This is a genomic window from Variovorax fucosicus, assembly GCF_030316825.1.
Classification (GTDB): domain Bacteria; phylum Pseudomonadota; class Gammaproteobacteria; order Burkholderiales; family Burkholderiaceae_C; genus Variovorax; species Variovorax fucosicus.
Map to the genome: position 1 here is coordinate 1,762,357 of NZ_JASZYU010000001.1, position 17,904 is coordinate 1,780,260.

Here is a 17,904-nt window from a genome sequence, read left to right on the forward strand (position 1 = left end):
GGCCCAACGATTTCCTCGCATGCTGACCGCTGCCCTCGCATGGGCAGCCGCCGGCACAGCACTCGCCCAGGGCGTGCTGGTTCCCCAGGCACCCCCCGCGGCGCCGCAGGACACGCTGACGCGCGCCGCCACCAGCGTGGGCATCAAGCGCTGCCTCCCCGCCATCACGCGGCTTTCCACGCTGACCGTGCAGGGTGCCCGCAGCCACGACGTGCTGCTCGACTGGGATCGCAAGCGCCCCGATGCCGGGCCGACGTTCGCGTTGGTCGGCATGGAGTTTCCGAACGCCGGCGTGGCTGCGTCGATCACCGCCATTCCCGACGACAGCGGCGCCTGCACCGTGTCGGCCGAGCGCATTTCGGTCGCGCCCTTTACGTGTGCGAGCGTCGGCCAGCAGGAGCTGGCGAACTACAAGATGACGCGGCTGCTGCCCAACTACGCGGTCTATACCGATGAGAAGGAGCCGACCTCGTCGGTCTCGCTGATCGATTCGCCGCCGGGCTGCCTGATCATCCGGCGCTATGTCGAATATGGCTGGCAGAACGCCGCTGCCGGGCCGGGCGTGGCGCCTGTTGGTGCGACGGGGCAGCTGCCGAAGAAGCGATAGGCGAGACAGTCAGGGGGCCTGTACGGCCGGCAGGATGTACTTGCTCATGATCTCGAAGGGCCGCTGCGCCTTTCTCGAGTTGTAGTTTCCTCCGGTGAAGACGGCCACGAGTTCGAGTTCGGGAACCACGAAGATGTACTGGCCTCCATTTCCATCCGCAAGGATCGCCCGGACTTGACGCCCTCGATACGGCGCAGGCTGGGGCCACCAGAGATAGCCGTACGGCCGTCTGTTGTCGATTCGCGTGTGCTCACGGGTTGACTGCTCGATCCACGCGCGGGACACCAGCTGGCGCCCGTTCCACACGCCTCCTTGCAGCACGAGCTGGCCGATCCTGAGCATGTCCTGCGGCCGCAGGAAGAGATGGCCACCAGTGTCGGTCTGCCGACCATTGTCGAAGCGGCTCCAGCGTGCCCCCGTGATGCCCAGCGGATCGAACAAGGCATTGTTGGCAAACTCCGGTACGGAAGCCTTGCTGGTAGCGGCGAGGATCCTGCCGAGAGCGACCACGCCGCCCGTGCAGTAGTGCGCCGCTTCGCCTGCGGGGTTTGCCATCGGCAACGCCAGGAAGAAGCCAACCCAGTCCCGCTCGCGGTACATCTTGTCTTCCTGGCCGGGGGAGCCCCCATCGTGATCGTTGCACGCGGCGCCGCTGCGCATCGTCAGCAGATGCTCCACCTTGACGTCCTGCTTCAGCAAGGCGCTCTCGGGATAGATCGAGCCGAGATAAGTGCGCACGGGTTCCTGCACGCTCTTGACGAGGCCTCTGTCCACGGCAATTCCGAGCAGAAGCGAAGTGACGCTCTTGGTCGCAGAACGGATGTCTTGCTGGACATTGCCATCGCGTCCGTTCCAGTAGGTTTCAAGAACCAGTTTTCCGCGACGCATCACCAGCATGCTCCGCAGGCCATGCTCGCTCTCCGGGGGCAGATCCGAGACGGCCTGCCGCAGGAGCGCGCCATCCATTTCGACCTCCGAGGGCTGTGCCGAAGGCAGCGGCGCGGAGAGTTCATCCGCTGCACGGACAAGCGGCTCGGGCGAGCTGCATCCTTGCACCGAACCGAGCACGAAGAGCAGCATCAGTGCGTGGCCGATGTTCTTCAGTTTCGCGGGCAGTGCTGAGGTCATGCGTCCCTAACAATAAACGAGGGCCGAATATAGGCTAGCGCCCGGTGTCAGCGCTCGCGAGGCCGATGCGCCAAGCGTCCTTCGTCTCTTGCTACCTGAGCCACTCCCTTTACGTCGGCACGGTCCGGTGCACTACGAGGTGGCGATTGATCCAGGTCTTGTCGTCACGGCAACGCCCGCACGGTTGATCAAGACATAGAGGATCGCGCCCGAGCTCGCGCCGATCAGCCATCCCCAGTCACCCACGTTGAACATCAGCCCAAACGCGCCGGCCAGTGCCAGCCCGATCGACAGTGCGCCCGACAACGCCAGCGCGATCAGCGCTTTCCTGTTCCAGCCGCCGTCGAAGTGCAGGCTGCCCTTGGGCGACAGCGTGTAGAGGTCTTCCAGCACGATGGTCTGCTTTTTCACCAGGTAGTAGTCGGCCACCATGATCCCGAACATCGGGCCGAGCACGGCGCCGAAGATGCTCACGAAGACTGTGATGGCATGGGCACTGGACACGAAGAACCAAGGGCAGACCAGAACCGACAGGATGGACGTGATCAGGCCGCCCATTTTGAAGTTGATCTTCTGTGGCGCGAGGTTGGCGATGTCGTAGGCCGGCGAGACGAAGTTGGCCACGATGTTGATGCCCATCGTCGCGACGATGAAGGTGATGGAACCGACGATGGTCGCTATGGGATTGTTGATCTTCTCGACAATCAGCACCGGATCCATGATGGCTTCACCGAACACCTTCATCGATCCGCCGGTGACGATCACCGTGATGATCGCGAACAGGATGAAGTTGACTGGCAAGCCCCAGAAGTTGCCGCGCTTCATGGCCGAGTCACTCTTGGCGAAGCGGGAGAAGTCGCCGAAGTTCAGGAGCAGCGCGGCGAAGTAGGCCACGATGAGCATCGCAGCATTGGCCATGAGGCCGATTGACTCGATGCCCGTGTACTTCTTGTCCGAAAGCTGCATCGAGAAGCTGTCCAGGCCTGTCTTGGAGATCATCCATCCGGCCAGTACGAACATCACGATGTAGACGATCGGCCCACAAAAATCGATGAATTTGCGAATCGACTCCATGCCCGACAGGAAGATGACGAGCTGGAAAAACCACATGAACAGGAAGCTGGCCCAGCCGAGGGTCGAGAGACCGAACATGTTGTTGTGCGTGAGGTCGGCCGCCGACGGAAAGAGCGTGATGACCAGCACCTCGACTGCCTTGGACGCAAAGTACGTTTGCACGCCGTACCAGACGATGCCGACGATGCCGCGCACGATGGCCGCCAGGTTCGCGCCCATCACGCCAAAGGCCATCCGGGCAAACACCGGAAATGGCACGCCGTATTTCTGCGACGGCCGGCCTACCAGGTTCATGAGGTAGTACACGATGGTGATGCCCACGACCATCGACAGCAGCACTTGCCAGCCCGCGAGTCCGAGGAAGAACAAGCTCGCCGCGAAGGTGTAGCCGCCGACCGAATGGACGTCGGACATCCACATCGCAAACAGACTGAAGGTGCCCCACGTTCGGCCCTCGGGCGCCACAGGCGCAAGGTCGTGGTTGTAGAGCTGCGGATGGGCGCCGGTAACGACGATCACCGGAACTTCATTGGCGCTGGATGACATGGTGACTCCTTGAAGGATTGGTTGGCGACCCCTCTGATCAGGTGTCGCAACCGATGTGCTTGCAATAAACAGGCCAGATTGAACGCAATGTGCTTTTCGCTTTGTCGGCAAACCATGACTAGTTTGACAGCAAAAAGTGCAATCAGCTGGTCACCGAGATCGAGCAGAACGCCTGTCTATGGGGCGGCCGAGGCGCGAAACTGGTGCGATCCGCAGCGGCGATCGATTTGCGCCAACAGATAATCGAATCAACCATGCGCATCAGCAAACCTTCATGACGACGTCGCTCAGCAACCAGGAAATCTACGAACGCATCTACTCGGCGATCAGTGAGCGGCGCTTGCTTCCCGGGACAAAACTCAACGAGGAGCGGCTGGCCGAGGCGTTTCAATCCGGCCGCGCTCGCATTCGTGAGGTCCTGGCTCGACTGAGCCAGGAAATGCTGGTGGAATTGCACGTCAACCGTGGCGCGTTTGTCGCCTCTCCTTCGCCCCGAGACTTGAGGGATGTATTCGAGATGCGTCGGGCATTGGAACGGGCCATCGTTGCCCAATTGACCACCCAGTTCGCGGGGCAGCCCGTGGTCGTGCTGCGAAGTCACATCGACGACGAAGACCGTGCGCGTGCGGCCGGTGATCGGGCTACGCTGGCACGTCTTACGGGTGATTTTCACGTCAGGATGGCGCTGATCACAGAGAACAAGATGTTCGGAGATAACCTCCGCCGCCTCGCCACACTCACCAGCCTTGCAATTTCTCAGTACGACTCCCTTGCCACCAGCGCCTGCCCTCCAGACGAGCATGCCAAGCTGGTCGAAGCAATCGAATCCGGTGATGTGCGCCGCGCCGAGCGTTTGATGCTGGAACATCTGGATCATGTTGAGCGTGGTATCCAACAACCCGCGACGCAAGAGGAGTTGGACTTCAAAACCATCTTTGGAGTCATGTCTCCCAAGGCAGCCGGCGACGCTCGAAAGGAGCGCAGACCACGGGCCAAGAGGCCGTAGCTCGGCATCAAATAAATCTCCGGCGCGATCAGCGCCCGCCGTCGGCCGTTGCGAGGCCAACGCGGCAAGCGTCTTTGGTACGGTGTGTCGCGGCTTCGAAGCAGCGCGCTTGCGCCGCGCGTGCGGCCGCCTCGCGCGCCTGGCGTTCGATGCCTGCTTCAACCTGGGCCTCGGCGAGCCACTTCATGACCAGCACCTGCGCGATCAGCATGCCGATCAGCGCGCCGAGCAGGATCGGGCGCCAGGCGTACAACCTGGCGCCTGCGGAAGGGCGGGTCGGCTCGTGGCCGCCTACGCGCATCGCGTGCCCACGATGCGGCCGTTCGGCTCGATGTCCACGGTCAGTCGCGCGGCATCGTATTCGGTGCTCTGGAGGCCATCGACCGGCTGCGTGCGGGCGCGCCGGGCGCCGGTACGCTGGCGCAGTTCTTCCAGCAGCGGAGCGCTGATGCGCTGGGCCAAGGCGAAGTGGCTCCGGGAAGCACTGCAGGCCTCGGGCGCAGCGACAAAGGCCGGGGGGCGCGGCACCTCGGACGACAGCGGGCGCACGTCGCCGCGCATCTGGCAGCCGGCTGCCAACGCGATGGGCAAGAGGATCAGGTAGCGACTACGGTCACTCATACAGTTCTTGCCTGCCTTGCTGCTAGCGCCCACCCACCACTTCGATTTCCACGCGCGGAGCCCGGCCAGTCGCCCACGGGCCCGCCGACGAAGTCCCACTTGGCCGGGCTGAGCTTGAGAAAGTCTTCGTCCTTCGGCGGTGGCGGGTTCTCCCGCGCTGCGTTGGCGTGCGCCTGCGGCGTGATGGGGTAGCTCGGGCTGGCGCAGCCCCCGAGCACCACCACGCATATGGCGGCGACAAGCGGCGGCAAGGCCACCAGCGCCATTGCCAGCATCGTCGCGCGGAATTGTTTTTGCTTTTCCATGATCGTCCCTCCCTGAATCAACTGAACACCCACGGCACCGACTGTCGCCGTGCCCGCCCGGCACCACGTTCGAGATCACCGTGCCGTTCGGCGCCTGCCCATTGCCGACTCAGCGGGCTTCACCGCGCACGGTGTACCCGCTCGCGCGCCATGTCTTGTCTTCGTCGAGTCGGAACGAAACCAGTTCGCGCACCGCCTTGTTGCCCTGGAACTGGGTCTCGAACTGGACGGTGCTGTACATGCCGGCCGGCACTGACTCCGTGGCTGCTGCCAGTCGCTGGCGCGAGATCGCAACCCAGTAACGGGTGCCCGGGGTGCCCAAGGGCTGGCGTGCGCGCAGGGTTGCCTCGGTGAAGTCCTTGCGCGTGACGCGTTGTTTCACCACGCCGGACATGTCCTCCCAAACGCCCGCGGGGCTACCCTCGTCGATCTTCTGGATGGTGGCTTGCGCCGCCTTCACCAATGCAGACGGGTCGAGGTCCTGGGCGGATGCCGCGCTGCAGAAAATTGCGAGCGCCAATGGCCACGCCGCCTTCAAATTGATTCTCATGATTGACCCTGTTCCTTTGGTTGACTTGTTTCCACGATTACAGCGGCATAGGCTGGTTTTCGTCGCCGTGCCGGCTTTCGATGAACCCCTGCATTCGCCGTGCAAGGTCGAAGTTGACCTGGCGGCTCCAGTTCAGATACAGCAGGCCGAGCCGCGTGAGGAGCTCTTCCTCGGAGAACGGGGCCATCAGGAAGTCGTAGTAGTCGCTTCCCATCACGTCGGCCGCGAGGTCGACCTGTTCAATGTCTATCAACAGCATGATCGGCACCTCGGGCCCGACGCATTCGACCAGGTGCTCCAGTTCGACGCGTACGCGGGCGATGCTGCCTTCAAAGGCCAGAACGAGCATGGTGAAGCGGTGCCCCGCGGCGAGCTTGGCACTCAACTCGGCAGATCGATCGAAACCCAGCGTCGGCAGGCCCAGCCCTGCGAGCAGGCGGCGCGTGCGCGCCCGCTTGAAGGGCACCGGGTCGAGTACGGCTACAAACTCGGCCGGCTTCGGTTTTGTGGCGGTGGCGGTGCCGGCGTGCCGGCGCTTCGGAGGTTCGTGTGTCGTATTCATGCGGGCGCTCAACTGTGTGACTTGTCAATTGGGCAAGAAACAGTGGCGACCACCGGGCCGCTCGCGAGAATTGCTCAGAATTTTGGTGTGCCAGGCGACTGAAAGCGTTAATACCGCACATACGGCGCCGGGCGGGGGATCAGAATTTGGCGGCCATCGTGGCCATCGCGGCCACTGCGGCCACCGCGGGCAAATGCAGCGGCAGGTCGAGCACGAACGTCGTTCCGACGCCTCGCGCGCTGGAGCCCTTGAGCAGTCCGCCGTGCCGCTCGACAACGGCGCGCACGATGGCCAGCCCGATGCCATGCGAGCGCGCGGTGCCGGGCGGTACAGGAGCCGCGGACGGGACCGCCGGGCTGCCCGGTTCAGTCGGCTGCAGCAACGATTGCATCTGCTGTGATGTCATGCCTTCGCCCTGATCGCGAATGGCGAGCAACACGCGGCCGGGCCTTGCGTCGGTATCGGTGGTGATGCAAAGCTCGATCGTGCTGCCCGCCGCGCTGTGGCGAATGGCATTGCGCAGCAGGTTGACGATGGCGCGGGTCAGCAGCGCCAGGTCGACCCAGAGCATTGCGTCTTCTGCTTCGAAGCGGGTCGTCAGCGCCACGCCGCTTGCCATCGCATGGGCCCATACCTGATCGACCGCATCGAGTGCCACGGCGCCGGCGGGCATTTCGGCAAAGCGGTAGGTGTGCAGGCGTGCCTGAATCAAGTCGACGAAGCCGTCGGCGAGCGCCAAGGAGCGTTCAGCCTCGCGGCGCACGCCTTCGGTCAATCGGCCCGGATTCATGCCGTTGGCGCCACCGGCATGCAGGTTCAGCAAGCCAAGGATGTTGATCTGCGGCGTGCGCATGTCGTGCGACATGAAGCTCAACCATTGCTCGCGCTCGCGCTCGGCGCGGCGTTGGTCTGTGAGGTCGCGCAGCACCACCATCCATGCCGTTACCCTGCCGTGCGCGTCGGCCAATGGCGCGGCGCGGCCCCGGAACACCTTGCCTGTTATTGCCGTGCGCTCCGTGTACAACTCATCCGACCAATGCTCGGCCACGTTGGGCTCGAGCCGCGCGGGCGGGCTTTCGCACGTCGCTTGCTGAAGCACTCCGCGCACTGTGCTGCCACGCAACGGGTCGTCCGCGAAAGATCCACTGGGCAACCCCGCGAGCAGCAGTGAGCGGGCGGCAGCATTGCTCTGGACGATCGTGCCGGCGTCGCTGCAGACCAGCACCGCCACCGGCATTTGCCAGAGCCCGGTTGCAAGCAGCGCCTGCATCCGGGCGATGCGGTCGATGGCGCCGTCCAGCGCCTGCGTCTGTGCTTCCACGCTGTCCCAGGCTTGCGCGGGCGCCCGGGGTTCGGGTTCGAAGGCGCCGGCCGGAACGGCATTCAGCGCTGCCACGCGTTCGCGGAAGAAGCGGAGCAGCGCGTCGAGCCGGCGCCAGCTCCAGAGAAAGTAAACCAGCGCGATGCCGAGCAAGGGCGCCGCAGGCGGCAGCCACAGGTGCTGGCGCCAGAGCAGGCCCAGACTCACCACGAGGCAGGCTGCACCCAGCCCAAATGCAAATGCCCATGCGTGCCGCGCTGCCCACAGGAACAGCGCCAACGCGAGCCAGACCGGCAGCGTCGTCCACAGCAGCAGCCCAGCTCCGTCGGCAAAAGTCACGGTGCGGCCATGCCGCAGCGCCTCGATGGCATTGGCATGCAGTTCGATGCCGGAAAACTGCATCACCGGCCCGGCACCGGCCACCGCCAGCTCGTCGCCCAACCTGGCATTCGCGAGCGCTCCAATGAGCACCAGCTTGCCGCGCAGCAACTCCGGCGGCACCTCGCCACGCAGCACGCTCGCGTAAGAGACGGTGCGCCAGGTGCCGGCGGGTCCGGCGAACGGTATGCCGAAGGACCCCTGCGCCTGCCAGCCGTCGCGCTCCGGCGTTGCTGGCGCAGCGACGGCTAGCGCAGGCGCCGCGCTCCCCGCCAACGCGTTTGCCATTTGCCAACCCACATAGGGCTTCATTGCGCCGGGCGTGCCTTCGCTCAGGTTCATTCGCCGTGTGACGCCGTCCGCATCGGTGGTAAGGAGCGCGTGACCGACCGCCCTGGCGTTGTGGGCGAACATGGGCAAGGGTTCCTCGAAGTGGGGTATTTCGCCGGTTCCGGCTTCTGCGGGGCTGACATAGCGCAACGGGAGGTACACCGGCACTTGCGCCAGCGCCCTTGCCAGGCGCTGGTCGTCGTCGGGGTACTGGGAAGGCGAATCCAGAAACAGGTCGAGCAAGACGGCCTGCGGTGCCTGCAATGCCAGCTGCTCCAACAGCCGGGCATGCACGCTGCGCGGCCATGGCCAGGGGCCCAGCGCGTTCAGGCTGCGCTCATCGATGCCCACCACCAGCACGTCGAGCGAGGGATCGGGTCGTCTGTGGGCGATTGCCCAGTCGTACAGCGCCAGATCGGCCTGCGACAGCCCGGGCGCACTTTGCAGCCACCACAGCAGTGGCGGCAACAACAGCGCCATGAGCAGCCATTCCGCAAGAAAGCGCCAGCTACGCCGTCTCACGCTCAAGGACTCCGGGGCGCCTGGGCAGGCACTTCGAAGCTGCCTTCCTGGACGCCGCCCGGTGCATCGGTGCCCGGCGTCAGTGCGCGACTGCGCCAGTGGTAAGGCCCAGGCGTATCGAGCGGCCCCACGACCACGCCGCCACCGTACACGACGGGCTCGCTCACCAGCGGCGGTGCGAAAGCCGGCGTGCGCGCCAGTTCGAAGAGGTAGCGCTGTCCCGGGCGTGCCGGCCAACGGATCTCGTAGCGGCCGTCGCTCATGCGCAGCACACTGCTGCGCGGCATGCCGCCGGGCACGTAGATCGTGCTGTCGCCGGGCATCCCTTCGATCTGCTGCGGGTCGAGGGCGGTCAGCCGCAGGTGGTAGAAGCCGGCGTCCAGCTCATTCGGCAGCGTGAACCTGCCTTGCGCCGAACGCGCCTCGTGCACGATCTGCAGAAAGCGCTCGTCGCGCGCCAGTTGCAACCGGTAGCTTCGGGCCCCTTCGATGGGCACTGCTGCCACCTCGGCGCCGGATGTGTCCGTTGCCCGCTGCGGCGGCGGCAACAGCGGTTGTGCCTTCAGTGCGTCGGCACCGTCGAGCCGCGTGCCGCTCGCGGCCGCCAGCACCAGCACGGGTTGGCCGTTGCTTGAAACCGCCACCGCCCCTTCGATCACCTCGGCGGCCGTGACGCCGTCTTCATCGCGTGCACGGAAATGCGTGCCCCTCACGCCGAGCCCCGAAGTGCGATTGCGTATCTCGAACTCCCGGCCGTTCTGCTTTTGGACGTGCGCTTCGACCCGCCCGCTCAGCAGCTCAAGCCGCGTCACGCGCCCATTCGCGACGAGCACCTGCAGCGCGCTGCTCGAAGGCACGACCACGCGGCTGCCGTCGGCCAGCTCCAGGCTGAGAAATGCGTCGCGGTCGGTGATGAGCACGTCGTCGGCCTGCACCGCGGTCCCCACCAGCAGTGCGCGCGGCGCATCGTTGCCGCGCTTGATCCATGCCATGCCCTCAAGCTCTCGCACGGCGGCTACCGCACCGCCAAGCTGCAGCACCCGCCCGGGTTGCAGCTTCCGCGGTAGCGGCACCGCGTTGTCGCGCTGCAGTTCGGGCCAGCGCAGCGGCGTGTTCATGTGCTGGCGCGAAATGTCCCACAGCGTCTCGCCGGGCCGCACCACGTGGGTTCCTTGCGCCTGCACTGCGCCGGTCAGCACAAGGGCCAAGGCGAGGGTCAGCGCGTCATTGAGCCTCAAGCTCATGAGGACTCCTTGGGGTTCGCCTCGGCCACCAGTTCCAGTCGATAGCCCAGGCCGTACACCGTCTGCAGCCGCACCCCGTGCGAAGCGTACAGGCCGAGCTTGGTGCGCACCCGGTAGATGTGGGTGTCAAGCGCGCGGGTGGGCCCTTCGCCGTTCTGGCCGATGCACTCCACCAGGTAGGCGCGCGACACCGGCCTGCCGAGATTGCGGAACAGCGCCAGTGCGAGGCGGTACTCGCTGTCGGTCAGCACCTGCTGCCACCCGGGGGCCTGATCGTGGGCTTCCACTTTGACGCTGGACGAAGCCCGATCGAATGCCCAGGCACCGAAACGCTCCACCGGTGCTGCCACGGCCGGCTGCTGCCGCCCCAGGAGGCGGCGGATGCGTGCCGCAAGTTCCAGGGGACGAAAAGGCTTGGCCACGTAGTCGTCGGCGCCGGCGCCGAGTGCGCCTGCCACGTCGCGCTCCGAGGCACGCGCGCTCAGGATGATCACCGGCACAGAGCCTTCCTGCATTTGCCGCAGCCATTGGAGCAGTTCGACCCCATCCAGATCGGGCACGTTCCAGTCGAGCACCAGCAGGTCGAAGGTTTCGCGACGCAGCGCGCGGCGCAAATCCTCGCCCTGATCGAAGGGCACACATACCACCGGCTCGTCGCCCACCGTCAACTGACGCTCGATGGTGTTGATGAAATGGCTCATCTGGGTGGGTTCGTCTTCGAGGATGGCGATGCGCATGGTGGAGGCCGCTATAGGGAGTCAAGAACGGGGTTTGCGCGAGGGTGCCGCTGTGTCGAGCATCGAAATCCGACGCATCTCGACAAGAACGGTTGAGGCGCGGAGTGAGAAACGCGGCGTGTGCGGTAGTGCCGCATCTGGATGGGTTGTCGCCGTGGAATCTGGTGAATTCTTGCCAACGGCTCGCCGCACGACAGGCCCACGGCACCATGCAGCCCCAACGGAATGCAACTCAAAAACGGGAGCGAGTTGCAGATGCCGCACGAGCAAAGGGCGACGATGGACAGCGGCTTGAACATGGGTCTGGCATCGCGGGCGCACGCCGAGCGGTGCGTGGCCATCGTCGACTCCAATCGGCGTTCCCGCCGCCGCGTGAGCAGCGTGGTCAACCGGCTCGGCCACATGCCTGTCGCGTTCCAGGACGCGCAAGCGCTGCGTGCGCACGGCGTGCGCGGCCTGCGCGCCGAACACGGCTGGATGCTGCGGGCCATCGCGCGGTGCGGGTATGAATTGCAGGAACCCGTGCGTGACCATCTGCCTGAGCTTCATGGGTAGAGCACTTCCTTGCGGATGCTGACGCAGCCGGCTGGTGTGCCGATCAGGTAGACGTGATGGGTCGGGCCGAGCGCGAGAACGCCGATGCTGCGGCCGACCCCGACCAACGGAACCGCATGGTTGAACACTTCGCGCGCCACGTCCTGGCAGGCCTTGGGCCACACGTCGATCAGGTCGTAGCCCACGTCGCAGTTGCCGCGCGGGGTGGGCGCGAACCAGGCGCTGACCAGGCTCGGCCCGTGCTCGGTGGTTCGTTCGATGGTGGCGCCGAACATCGCGGCATCCGGCGCCACCGGGTGCGCCATGAGCAATGCCCCGTGTTCCGCGCCGAAGCCCGTCATGAATGGGCTCACTGCGGTGGCGGCCTGCGCGCACTTCTGAACCCCCGCGGTGCGGGCGAGCTGATCCAGCGTGTTGGCATTCGGGCCGGCCGGTGCGCCCTGCTGCGCATACGCAGCCACCCCCGCCAGCGCGGCGAGGGCTGCAAAGCCTGCGAAGCCGGCCCGACGACACATTGCCCGCGCCATGCTCATCGCTCCCCGGAGACCTCGAAGTCGACCTGGCCGTTGGGCTGCCTGCGCGTTGGCGCCTCCGCGCGCCAGGCCGACACAAACGATGGCGATGCGTCCCAGATGGTTTTGTTGAATCGGTTCATTGAGCCCCCCTTGAGTTGATGTGCCCACCATCAGACGAAAGGCTGGCAGGAGCCGGGCGGGAGTATCAAATTCACGCGGGCAACCTGATAGGCAAAACTGCACAGAACGCCCACGGACATTTCTTTTTTGCGGCCGATCCGTGACAAAAAGCGCAAAAACAGAGCGATGGAATTGCCACTTAGTCATCGATTAGTGATATGAGAATGTCAAACAATGTTTCCGCGGTCACAGGATCTCCTTGTGCGTGTTCCATCAGTTGGCTTGCACAACCACATCGGTTGTTTGCGCAAACAATTGAGTTTGGCTCGAATGTTTGCGCAAACAAATAGGTATGAACCCTAAATCGGCGGTGGTCTGAGCACCGAGGGTCTTGTGGCGGGAGCTGGACCCTGAGGTCGGGCGGGATCAGGGCGGCGGAACCGTTTCGCGCTGAACACAACGATCGTGCCCTGGCCGATGGTGGTGGGTGGCCCCTGCAGCGAAATAAAGGAGGAGGGCGAAGCCCGGGGGACATTCGCGGAAGGGGCCACCCGCCGCCAGCGGCCTACCCCACGCCACAGGCCCTACCCCGGAACGTCAAGCACGAAGCGCGGACGCAATGCCTGCTGCGCAGAGAGCGGCGTTCCTCACGCCGCGCCTCACTTCAGAAGCGGAAGTCGGCTGTTTTGGGTGCGCCGCCGACAGTGACCGACTCCTTCAGTGTTGCACCGCCTGTGGCAGCTTGCACGGTGTAGCGACCGGCCGGCAGATCGATCAGGCAAACCGGGCCGTCCGCGCGCAACGCCAGCGTCGGGCCGCCGTCGCTGCGCTGGATCGTCACGTCGATCTCGGCCAGGTAGGCGCCGTCCTTGCGCGCGAACAGCAGCGAGAGCGGATGCGATTTCATCGCCGACCGCATCGCAGTGGACTCGTCCACGCCGATGCCGCCGCAAACCCAGCGCACCGCGCCATCGCCCTTCATGGGCGGGATAGCGACGGGGGTCTGCGCCTGGGCCTGCAACGCACTGGCGATGCCGAGGGCGGCGATCCATTGAAGACGGTTCATGACGTTTGCTCCTTCGAAGACGGTGAAACCACCAGGGCAGCATCGAGCAGCTCGACCCAATGCCTGACCGGGACTTCGCTGCCGCTTTGCAGGTGCGTGATGCAGCCGATGTTGGCCGAGGCGATGGTGGTCGGCTGCAACTGCTGCAAGTGGCCCAACTTCCGGTCGCGCAGCGGATAGGCCAAGTCCGGTTGCAGCACCGAGTAGGTACCGGCCGAGCCGCAGCACAGGTGGGATTCATTCCTCGTCAGCTGTAGGTCGAAGCCGAGCGCGCGCAGGTTCACTTCGACACCGCCGCGCAACTTTTGCCCATGCTGCAGAGTGCAGGGCGGATGGTAGGCCACCACGCCGGCCGGTGCCTTTACGCGGGCCTTGAGCAGCGGCACCAGCTCGGGCAGCAACTCGCTGAGGTCGCGCGTGAGTTCGCTGATGCGCTTGGCCTTCAGCGAATAGGCCGCGTCGTCTCGCAGGATGTGGCCGTACTCGCGCACGGTGACACCGCAGCCCGAGGCGTTCATGACGATCGCTTCCACCTCGTCGCGCTCGACCTGGGGCCACCAGGCGTCGATGTTGGCGCGCATCTGCGCCATGCCGCCCTGCTGGTCGTTCAGGTGGAACTTGACCGCGCCGCAGCAGCCGGCCTCTTTCGCGATCACCGTCTCGATGCCGGCGGCGTCGAGCACCCGCGCGGTGGCGCTGTTGATGTTCGGCATCATCGCGGGCTGCACGCAGCCGGCCAGCATCAGCATCTTGCGTGCATGCGTTCGCGTCGGCCACGCGCCGGCATCCTGCTTGGCTGGCACCTTGGCCTTGAGCGCCTCGGGCAGCAGGCCGCGCACCGATTGCCCGAGCTTCATCGCAGGGCCGAACAGCGGCGACGGCAGCGCCTCTTTCAATAGCCAGCGCGTGGCCGATTCCATCGCGGGGCGTGGCACCTTCTGGTCGACGATCTTGCGGCCGATGTCGACCAGGTGGCCGTACTGCACGCCGCTGGGGCAGGTGCTTTCGCAGTTGCGGCAGGTCAGACAGCGGTCCAGGTGCAGCTGCGTGCTGCGCGTCGGCGCCTTGCCTTCGAGCACCTGCTTGATGAGGTAGATGCGGCCACGCGGCCCGTCGAGTTCGTCGCCGAGCAATTGATACGTGGGACAGGTCGCGGTGCAGAAGCCGCAGTGCACGCACTTGCGCAGGATGGCTTCGGCTTCGCGGCCATCGGCGGTGTCGCGGAATTCGGGGGCGAGTTCGGTTTGCATGGAATGTGTTCAGCGGTGGCTGGCGTGCGGCCACAGTGCCCGCGCGATGCGCCCGATGGCTGCGCGCAGGTAGATGGAATGCCGCAGATCCTGCAGCAACGGCGGCAGCGACACCGCGAACAGCAGCGCCGCAAGCGGCACCACCCAGATGAAGCCGATGTACTTGAAGCCCGCGGCACCGACCAGCCCGCCGATCAGGAACATCGCCAGCAGCAGGCTGAACAGCCGCAGCTTCGCGCGATTGGCACGCACCTGTGCGCTGGCCGGCGTGCCAGCCCGGTTCCAGTAGAAAAGCTTGCCGAGCTCGATGCCGAGGTCGGTGATCACGCCCGTCATGTGCGTGGTGCGGATCTGCGCCGACGACACCTTGCTGACCAGCGCGTTCTGCAGCCCCATCAGGAACGCCAGCAGCAGCACGGTCAACGGCACCGCGAACGGTGTCGCCTGGCTGAGCGTTGTGGCACCCACCAGCCCGAACAGCAACAGCAGCAGGGCTTCTAACAGCAGCGGCAATGCGAAGCCGCTGCGCAGACGATGCTGGCGCGCCCAGTTCACGACCACGGCCGTGAAGGCCGCGCCGCAGACAAAGGCCAGCAACGCGCCCGTGGCGCCGAGCACCAGCGCCATGTTGCCCAGCACCAGGTTGTCGGCCAGCATCGAGACGAAGCCGGTCATGTGCGAGGTGTACATGTGCACCACGAGAAAGCCGCCCGCATTGACAGCGCCCGCGATGAACGCAAGCAGCAGCCCGAGCAGGCGGTTGATGGACGGCGTTCGGTGCCGGCCGGTGAGAAAGCGCAGGCGCCGCATGCTGGCCTACCAGGCGGCGTGCAGCCGGCCGCGGTTGAACACACCGTGCGGATCGAACTCGCGCTTGAGCGCGCGGTGGATGCGCTCGAGCACCGGCGACAGCGGTTCGAAAGTGGAACCAGATCGGGCTGGCGCGCCCGCGCCGGTTGCGGCCGCTGCCCTGAAAAGGGTGGCGTGGCCACCGACGCCGCGGGCTGAAGTGCGGATCGCAGCACCCTGCCCCGGCGCCGCGCGGTACCAGCGCTGACCGCCGTGCCATTCAATCAGCGGCGGCGCGCCATCGATCGCCAGCACCGGCGCGGTTTGCGGCACCGACACGCGCCACAGGTCATGCGCATCAGCGTCGAACCATGGGTCCTGCTGGTCGCGCAACGCCTGCCACGCGGCCGCACTGCGATCGGCGTCCTGACGCGCACCGCCCAGATGCGCGCAGGCCGCCTCCACTGCGGCCACTGCGCCGCGCAGGCGCAGCGAAAGCACACCCGCGCCGTCGCGTTCGCGCCAGACGCTGGCGTTCAGCGGCAGCGGCTGGCCGCCCCATGCGTTCAGCAGGCGCAGTGCGTCGGCCTGGCTGCATTCGAAGTCAAGCGTGGCTTCGGCCGGCGCCATCGGCAGCACCTTGAGGCTGACTTCGGTGATGAGCCCCAGCGTGCCGAGCGCTCCGGCCAGCACGCGCGAGACGTCGTAGCCGGCGACGTTCTTCATCACCGTGCCGCCGAAGCGCAGCAACTCGGCCTTGCCGTTGAGCAGCTCGGCGCCGAGCAGGTGATCGCGCACTGCGCCGACGCTGGCACGCGCCGGGCCGCTCAGGCCCGCCGCCACCATGCCGCCAACCGTGCCGCCGGGCTGGAAGCGCGGCGGCTCGAAAGCAAGGCACTGGCCCTCGGTGGCGAGCAGGGTTTCGAGTTCGAGCAGCCGCGTGCCGGCGCGCACCGTGACCACCAGCTCGCTCGGCTCGTAGCTCGTGATGCCGGCGAGCGGCGTGGTGTCGAGCGCTTCGCCCTGCAGCGCTTCGCCGTAGAAGTCCTTGGTGCCACCGCCGTGGATGCGCAGCGGGCTGGCGTGCGCAGCGGCGGCGCGCACGCGGTCAATGAGGGTATGCAGGGCGTGAGGGGCGGAATCGGTCAAGGTCACGCGCCTCAAAACCGCGGCAGTTCGGCGAACGGCAGCGTCTTGCCGCCCCGCACCACCTGCTTGCCGTATTCGGCGCAGCGCTGCAGCGTCGGGATCACCTTGCCGGGGTTGAGCAGGCCGACCGGATCGAACGCGCGCTTGACGCCGAACATCTGCTCGTTTTCGGGCCCTGTGAATTGCACGCACATGCTGTTGAGTTTTTCCACGCCCACGCCATGCTCGCCCGACACGGTGCCGCCCATCGCGACGCTGGTCTCGAGGATGTCGGCGCCGAACAGCTCGCAGCGGTGCAGCTCGTCGGGGTCGTTGGCATCGAACAGCACCAGCGGGTGCAGGTTGCCGTCGCCGGCATGAAACACGTTGCAGCAGCGCAGGTTGTATTTGATTTCCATCTGCTGAATCGCGAGCAGGATGTCGGCCAGGCGCTTGCGCGGAATGGTCGAGTCGAGGCACATGTAGTCGGGGCTGATGCGGCCCGAGGCCGGGAACGCGTTCTTGCGGCCGCTCCAGAACTTGAGGCGCTCGTCCTCGTTTTCGCTCACCGCGATGGCAGTGGCGCCGCAGCGGCGCAGCACCTCGCTCATGCGGCCGATCTCTTCCTCGACCTCTTCGGGCGTGCCGTCGGATTCGCACAGCAGGATGGCCTCGGCCGTGAGGTCGTAGCCGGCGCGCACGAAATCCTCGACGGCGGCGGTCATCGGCTTGTCCATCATCTCCAGGCCCGCCGGGATGATGCCGGCCGCAATCACGGCCGCGACCGCGTCGCCGGCTTTGCGCACGTCGTCGAAGCTGGCCATGATGCAGCGCGCGAGCTGCGGCCTGGGCACCAGCTTGACCAGCACCTCGGTGGTGACGGCCAGCATGCCTTCACTGCCGATCACGAGTGCAAGCAGATCGAGGCCTGCGGCATCGAGCGCGGCGCTGCCGAACTCGACCGCCTCGCCATCGGCCATGAAGCCGCGCACGCGCAGCACGTTGTGCAAGGTAAGGCCGTACTTGAGGCAGTGCACGCCGCCCGAGTTCTCGGCCACGTTGCCGCCGATGGTGCAGGCGATCTGGCTCGATGGATCGGGCGCGTAGTAGAGGCCATAGGGTGCAGCGGCTTCGCTGATCGCGAGGTTGCGCACGCCGCACTGCACGCTGGCCGTGCGCGCGACTGGATCGATGTCGAGGATCCTGTTGAACTTGGCGAGCGAGAGCGTCACGCCCATCGCATCGGGCATCGCACCGCCCGAGAGCCCGGTGCCGGCGCCGCGCGCCACCACCGGCACACCGAGCTGGTGGCAGGTCTTGAGAACGGCCTGCACCTGCGCTTCGGTTTCGGGCAAGGCCACCACCAGCGGGCGCTGGCGATAGGCGGTGAGGCCGTCGCATTCGTAAGGCGTGGTGTCCTCGTCGTGCCAGATCAGCGCGTGCGAAGGCAAGCTGGCCTGCAGCGCCCGCACCACCTGCGCCTGGCGCTCTGACTTCGAGAGCAGATCGTGCTGGATCGGGCTCAACGGCGCATTCATGCAGATACCTTC

Annotated in this window: 20 protein-coding genes; 3 read left to right on the forward strand and 17 right to left on the reverse strand. The window is 65.9% G+C overall.

Annotation, left to right across the window (positions count from 1 at the left end; translation table 11 throughout):
• Positions 1-19 precede the first annotated feature (19 nt).
• Positions 20-607, forward strand: coding sequence for a hypothetical protein (locus QTI05_RS08350; protein WP_286623862.1), 588 nt, complete (start codon positions 20-22; stop codon positions 605-607).
• 9 nt (positions 608-616) lie between these two features.
• On the opposite strand, the gene QTI05_RS08355 is transcribed toward QTI05_RS08350, so the two are convergent.
• Complete coding sequence (locus QTI05_RS08355) at positions 617-1,735, reverse strand: serine hydrolase domain-containing protein (RefSeq protein ID WP_286623864.1); 1,119 nt, start codon at positions 1,733-1,735, stop codon at positions 617-619.
• A 132-nt stretch (positions 1,736-1,867) separates the two neighbouring features.
• On the reverse strand, positions 1,868-3,355 hold the full coding sequence (locus tag QTI05_RS08360) for an NCS1 family nucleobase:cation symporter-1 (protein WP_286623866.1): 1,488 nt from the start codon (positions 3,353-3,355) through the stop codon (positions 1,868-1,870).
• 274 nt (positions 3,356-3,629) lie between these two features.
• Here QTI05_RS08360 and QTI05_RS08365 point away from each other — a divergent pair, with 274 nt between their 5' ends.
• Positions 3,630-4,361 carry a GntR family transcriptional regulator gene (locus QTI05_RS08365; RefSeq protein ID WP_286623868.1) on the forward strand — a complete coding sequence of 244 codons (732 nt, stop codon included), beginning with the start codon at positions 3,630-3,632 and terminating at the stop codon, positions 4,359-4,361.
• Positions 4,362-4,389: 28 nt separating this feature from the next.
• On the opposite strand, the gene QTI05_RS08370 is transcribed toward QTI05_RS08365, so the two are convergent.
• The 8 genes from QTI05_RS08370 to QTI05_RS08405 form a co-directional block, all read right to left on the reverse strand.
• Positions 4,390-4,614: a general secretion pathway protein GspL gene (locus tag QTI05_RS08370; protein ID WP_286623869.1), complete on the reverse strand. Its 225-nt coding sequence runs from the start codon at positions 4,612-4,614 to the stop codon at positions 4,390-4,392.
• A 38-nt stretch (positions 4,615-4,652) separates the two neighbouring features.
• Complete coding sequence (locus tag QTI05_RS08375) at positions 4,653-4,982, reverse strand: hypothetical protein (protein WP_286540809.1); 330 nt, start codon at positions 4,980-4,982, stop codon at positions 4,653-4,655.
• Positions 4,979-5,287, reverse strand: a complete 309-nt coding sequence (locus QTI05_RS08380) for a hypothetical protein (protein WP_286540807.1) — start codon at positions 5,285-5,287, stop codon at positions 4,979-4,981. The genes QTI05_RS08375 and QTI05_RS08380 overlap by 4 nt, the downstream gene beginning before the upstream one ends.
• Positions 5,288-5,396: 109 nt before the next feature.
• Positions 5,397-5,837 carry a DUF4019 domain-containing protein gene (locus QTI05_RS08385; RefSeq protein WP_286540806.1) on the reverse strand — a complete coding sequence of 147 codons (441 nt, stop codon included), beginning with the start codon at positions 5,835-5,837 and terminating at the stop codon, positions 5,397-5,399.
• Positions 5,838-5,874: 37 nt separating this feature from the next.
• A complete protein-coding gene (locus tag QTI05_RS08390; protein WP_286623872.1) occupies positions 5,875-6,399 on the reverse strand; it encodes a hypothetical protein in 525 nt (174 codons plus the stop codon).
• Positions 6,400-6,538: 139 nt separating this feature from the next.
• A complete protein-coding gene (locus QTI05_RS08395) occupies positions 6,539-8,950 on the reverse strand; it encodes a CHASE2 domain-containing protein (protein WP_286623873.1) in 2,412 nt (803 codons plus the stop codon).
• A gap of 2 nt (positions 8,951-8,952) precedes the next feature.
• The gene (locus tag QTI05_RS08400; protein ID WP_286623875.1) at positions 8,953-10,194 is read right to left on the reverse strand and encodes a FecR family protein; all 1,242 of its coding nucleotides are present in this window, start codon (positions 10,192-10,194) and stop codon (positions 8,953-8,955) included.
• Positions 10,191-10,931: a response regulator transcription factor gene (locus tag QTI05_RS08405; RefSeq protein WP_286623877.1), complete on the reverse strand. Its 741-nt coding sequence runs from the start codon at positions 10,929-10,931 to the stop codon at positions 10,191-10,193. Before QTI05_RS08405 ends, QTI05_RS08400 begins: the two co-directional genes overlap by 4 nt.
• Before the next feature lie 225 nt (positions 10,932-11,156).
• On the opposite strand from QTI05_RS08405, the gene QTI05_RS08410 reads away from it, so the two are divergent.
• Positions 11,157-11,486 carry a hypothetical protein gene (locus QTI05_RS08410; RefSeq protein WP_286623879.1) on the forward strand — a complete coding sequence of 110 codons (330 nt, stop codon included), beginning with the start codon at positions 11,157-11,159 and terminating at the stop codon, positions 11,484-11,486.
• Here QTI05_RS08410 and QTI05_RS08415 read toward each other — a convergent pair.
• The 7 genes from QTI05_RS08415 to QTI05_RS08445 form a co-directional block, all read right to left on the reverse strand.
• Positions 11,477-12,001, reverse strand: a complete 525-nt coding sequence (locus tag QTI05_RS08415) for a hypothetical protein (protein ID WP_286623881.1) — start codon at positions 11,999-12,001, stop codon at positions 11,477-11,479. The two genes, QTI05_RS08410 and QTI05_RS08415, sit on opposite strands and share 10 nt — an antisense overlap.
• 14 nt (positions 12,002-12,015) lie before the next feature.
• Positions 12,016-12,141: a hypothetical protein gene (locus QTI05_RS08420; protein WP_286540799.1), complete on the reverse strand. Its 126-nt coding sequence runs from the start codon at positions 12,139-12,141 to the stop codon at positions 12,016-12,018.
• 644 nt (positions 12,142-12,785) lie between these two features.
• A complete protein-coding gene (locus QTI05_RS08425) occupies positions 12,786-13,187 on the reverse strand; it encodes a carboxypeptidase regulatory-like domain-containing protein (protein WP_286540797.1) in 402 nt (133 codons plus the stop codon).
• Entirely contained in the window at positions 13,184-14,437 is a 1,254-nt protein-coding gene (gene glcF, locus QTI05_RS08430; protein WP_286623882.1) for a glycolate oxidase subunit GlcF, read from the reverse strand. Before glcF ends, QTI05_RS08425 begins: the two co-directional genes overlap by 4 nt.
• A gap of 9 nt (positions 14,438-14,446) precedes the next feature.
• On the reverse strand, positions 14,447-15,247 hold the full coding sequence (locus QTI05_RS08435) for a YoaK family protein (protein WP_286623883.1): 801 nt from the start codon (positions 15,245-15,247) through the stop codon (positions 14,447-14,449).
• 6 nt (positions 15,248-15,253) lie between these two features.
• Positions 15,254-16,375, reverse strand: coding sequence for a glycolate oxidase subunit GlcE (gene glcE, locus QTI05_RS08440; protein ID WP_286623885.1), 1,122 nt, complete (start codon positions 16,373-16,375; stop codon positions 15,254-15,256).
• An 11-nt stretch (positions 16,376-16,386) separates the two neighbouring features.
• Complete coding sequence (locus QTI05_RS08445; protein WP_286623888.1) at positions 16,387-17,892, reverse strand: FAD-linked oxidase C-terminal domain-containing protein; 1,506 nt, start codon at positions 17,890-17,892, stop codon at positions 16,387-16,389.
• Positions 17,893-17,904: the final 12 nt, after the last annotated feature.

What these genes read in the sequence shown, in the direction of transcription:
- QTI05_RS08350 (WP_286623862.1), top strand. Translation starts at nt 20, where the DNA reads ATGCTGACCGCTGCCCTCGCATGGGCAGCCGCCGGCACAGCACTCGCC.
- QTI05_RS08355 (WP_286623864.1), bottom strand. Translation starts at nt 1,735, where the DNA reads ATGACCTCAGCACTGCCCGCGAAACTGAAGAACATCGGCCACGCACTG.
- QTI05_RS08360 (WP_286623866.1), bottom strand. Translation starts at nt 3,355, where the DNA reads ATGTCATCCAGCGCCAATGAAGTTCCGGTGATCGTCGTTACCGGCGCC.
- QTI05_RS08365 (WP_286623868.1), top strand. Translation starts at nt 3,630, where the DNA reads ATGACGACGTCGCTCAGCAACCAGGAAATCTACGAACGCATCTACTCG.
- QTI05_RS08375 (WP_286540809.1), bottom strand. Translation starts at nt 4,982, where the DNA reads ATGAGTGACCGTAGTCGCTACCTGATCCTCTTGCCCATCGCGTTGGCA.
- QTI05_RS08380 (WP_286540807.1), bottom strand. Translation starts at nt 5,287, where the DNA reads ATGGAAAAGCAAAAACAATTCCGCGCGACGATGCTGGCAATGGCGCTG.
- QTI05_RS08385 (WP_286540806.1), bottom strand. Translation starts at nt 5,837, where the DNA reads ATGAGAATCAATTTGAAGGCGGCGTGGCCATTGGCGCTCGCAATTTTC.
- QTI05_RS08390 (WP_286623872.1), bottom strand. Translation starts at nt 6,399, where the DNA reads ATGAATACGACACACGAACCTCCGAAGCGCCGGCACGCCGGCACCGCC.
- QTI05_RS08400 (WP_286623875.1), bottom strand. Translation starts at nt 10,194, where the DNA reads ATGAGCTTGAGGCTCAATGACGCGCTGACCCTCGCCTTGGCCCTTGTG.
- QTI05_RS08405 (WP_286623877.1), bottom strand. Translation starts at nt 10,931, where the DNA reads ATGCGCATCGCCATCCTCGAAGACGAACCCACCCAGATGAGCCATTTC.
- QTI05_RS08410 (WP_286623879.1), top strand. Translation starts at nt 11,157, where the DNA reads ATGCAACTCAAAAACGGGAGCGAGTTGCAGATGCCGCACGAGCAAAGG.
- QTI05_RS08415 (WP_286623881.1), bottom strand. Translation starts at nt 12,001, where the DNA reads ATGTGTCGTCGGGCCGGCTTCGCAGGCTTTGCAGCCCTCGCCGCGCTG.
- QTI05_RS08420 (WP_286540799.1), bottom strand. Translation starts at nt 12,141, where the DNA reads ATGAACCGATTCAACAAAACCATCTGGGACGCATCGCCATCGTTTGTG.
- QTI05_RS08425 (WP_286540797.1), bottom strand. Translation starts at nt 13,187, where the DNA reads ATGAACCGTCTTCAATGGATCGCCGCCCTCGGCATCGCCAGTGCGTTG.
- glcF (WP_286623882.1), bottom strand. Translation starts at nt 14,437, where the DNA reads ATGCAAACCGAACTCGCCCCCGAATTCCGCGACACCGCCGATGGCCGC.
- QTI05_RS08435 (WP_286623883.1), bottom strand. Translation starts at nt 15,247, where the DNA reads ATGCGGCGCCTGCGCTTTCTCACCGGCCGGCACCGAACGCCGTCCATC.
- QTI05_RS08445 (WP_286623888.1), bottom strand. Translation starts at nt 17,892, where the DNA reads ATGAATGCGCCGTTGAGCCCGATCCAGCACGATCTGCTCTCGAAGTCA.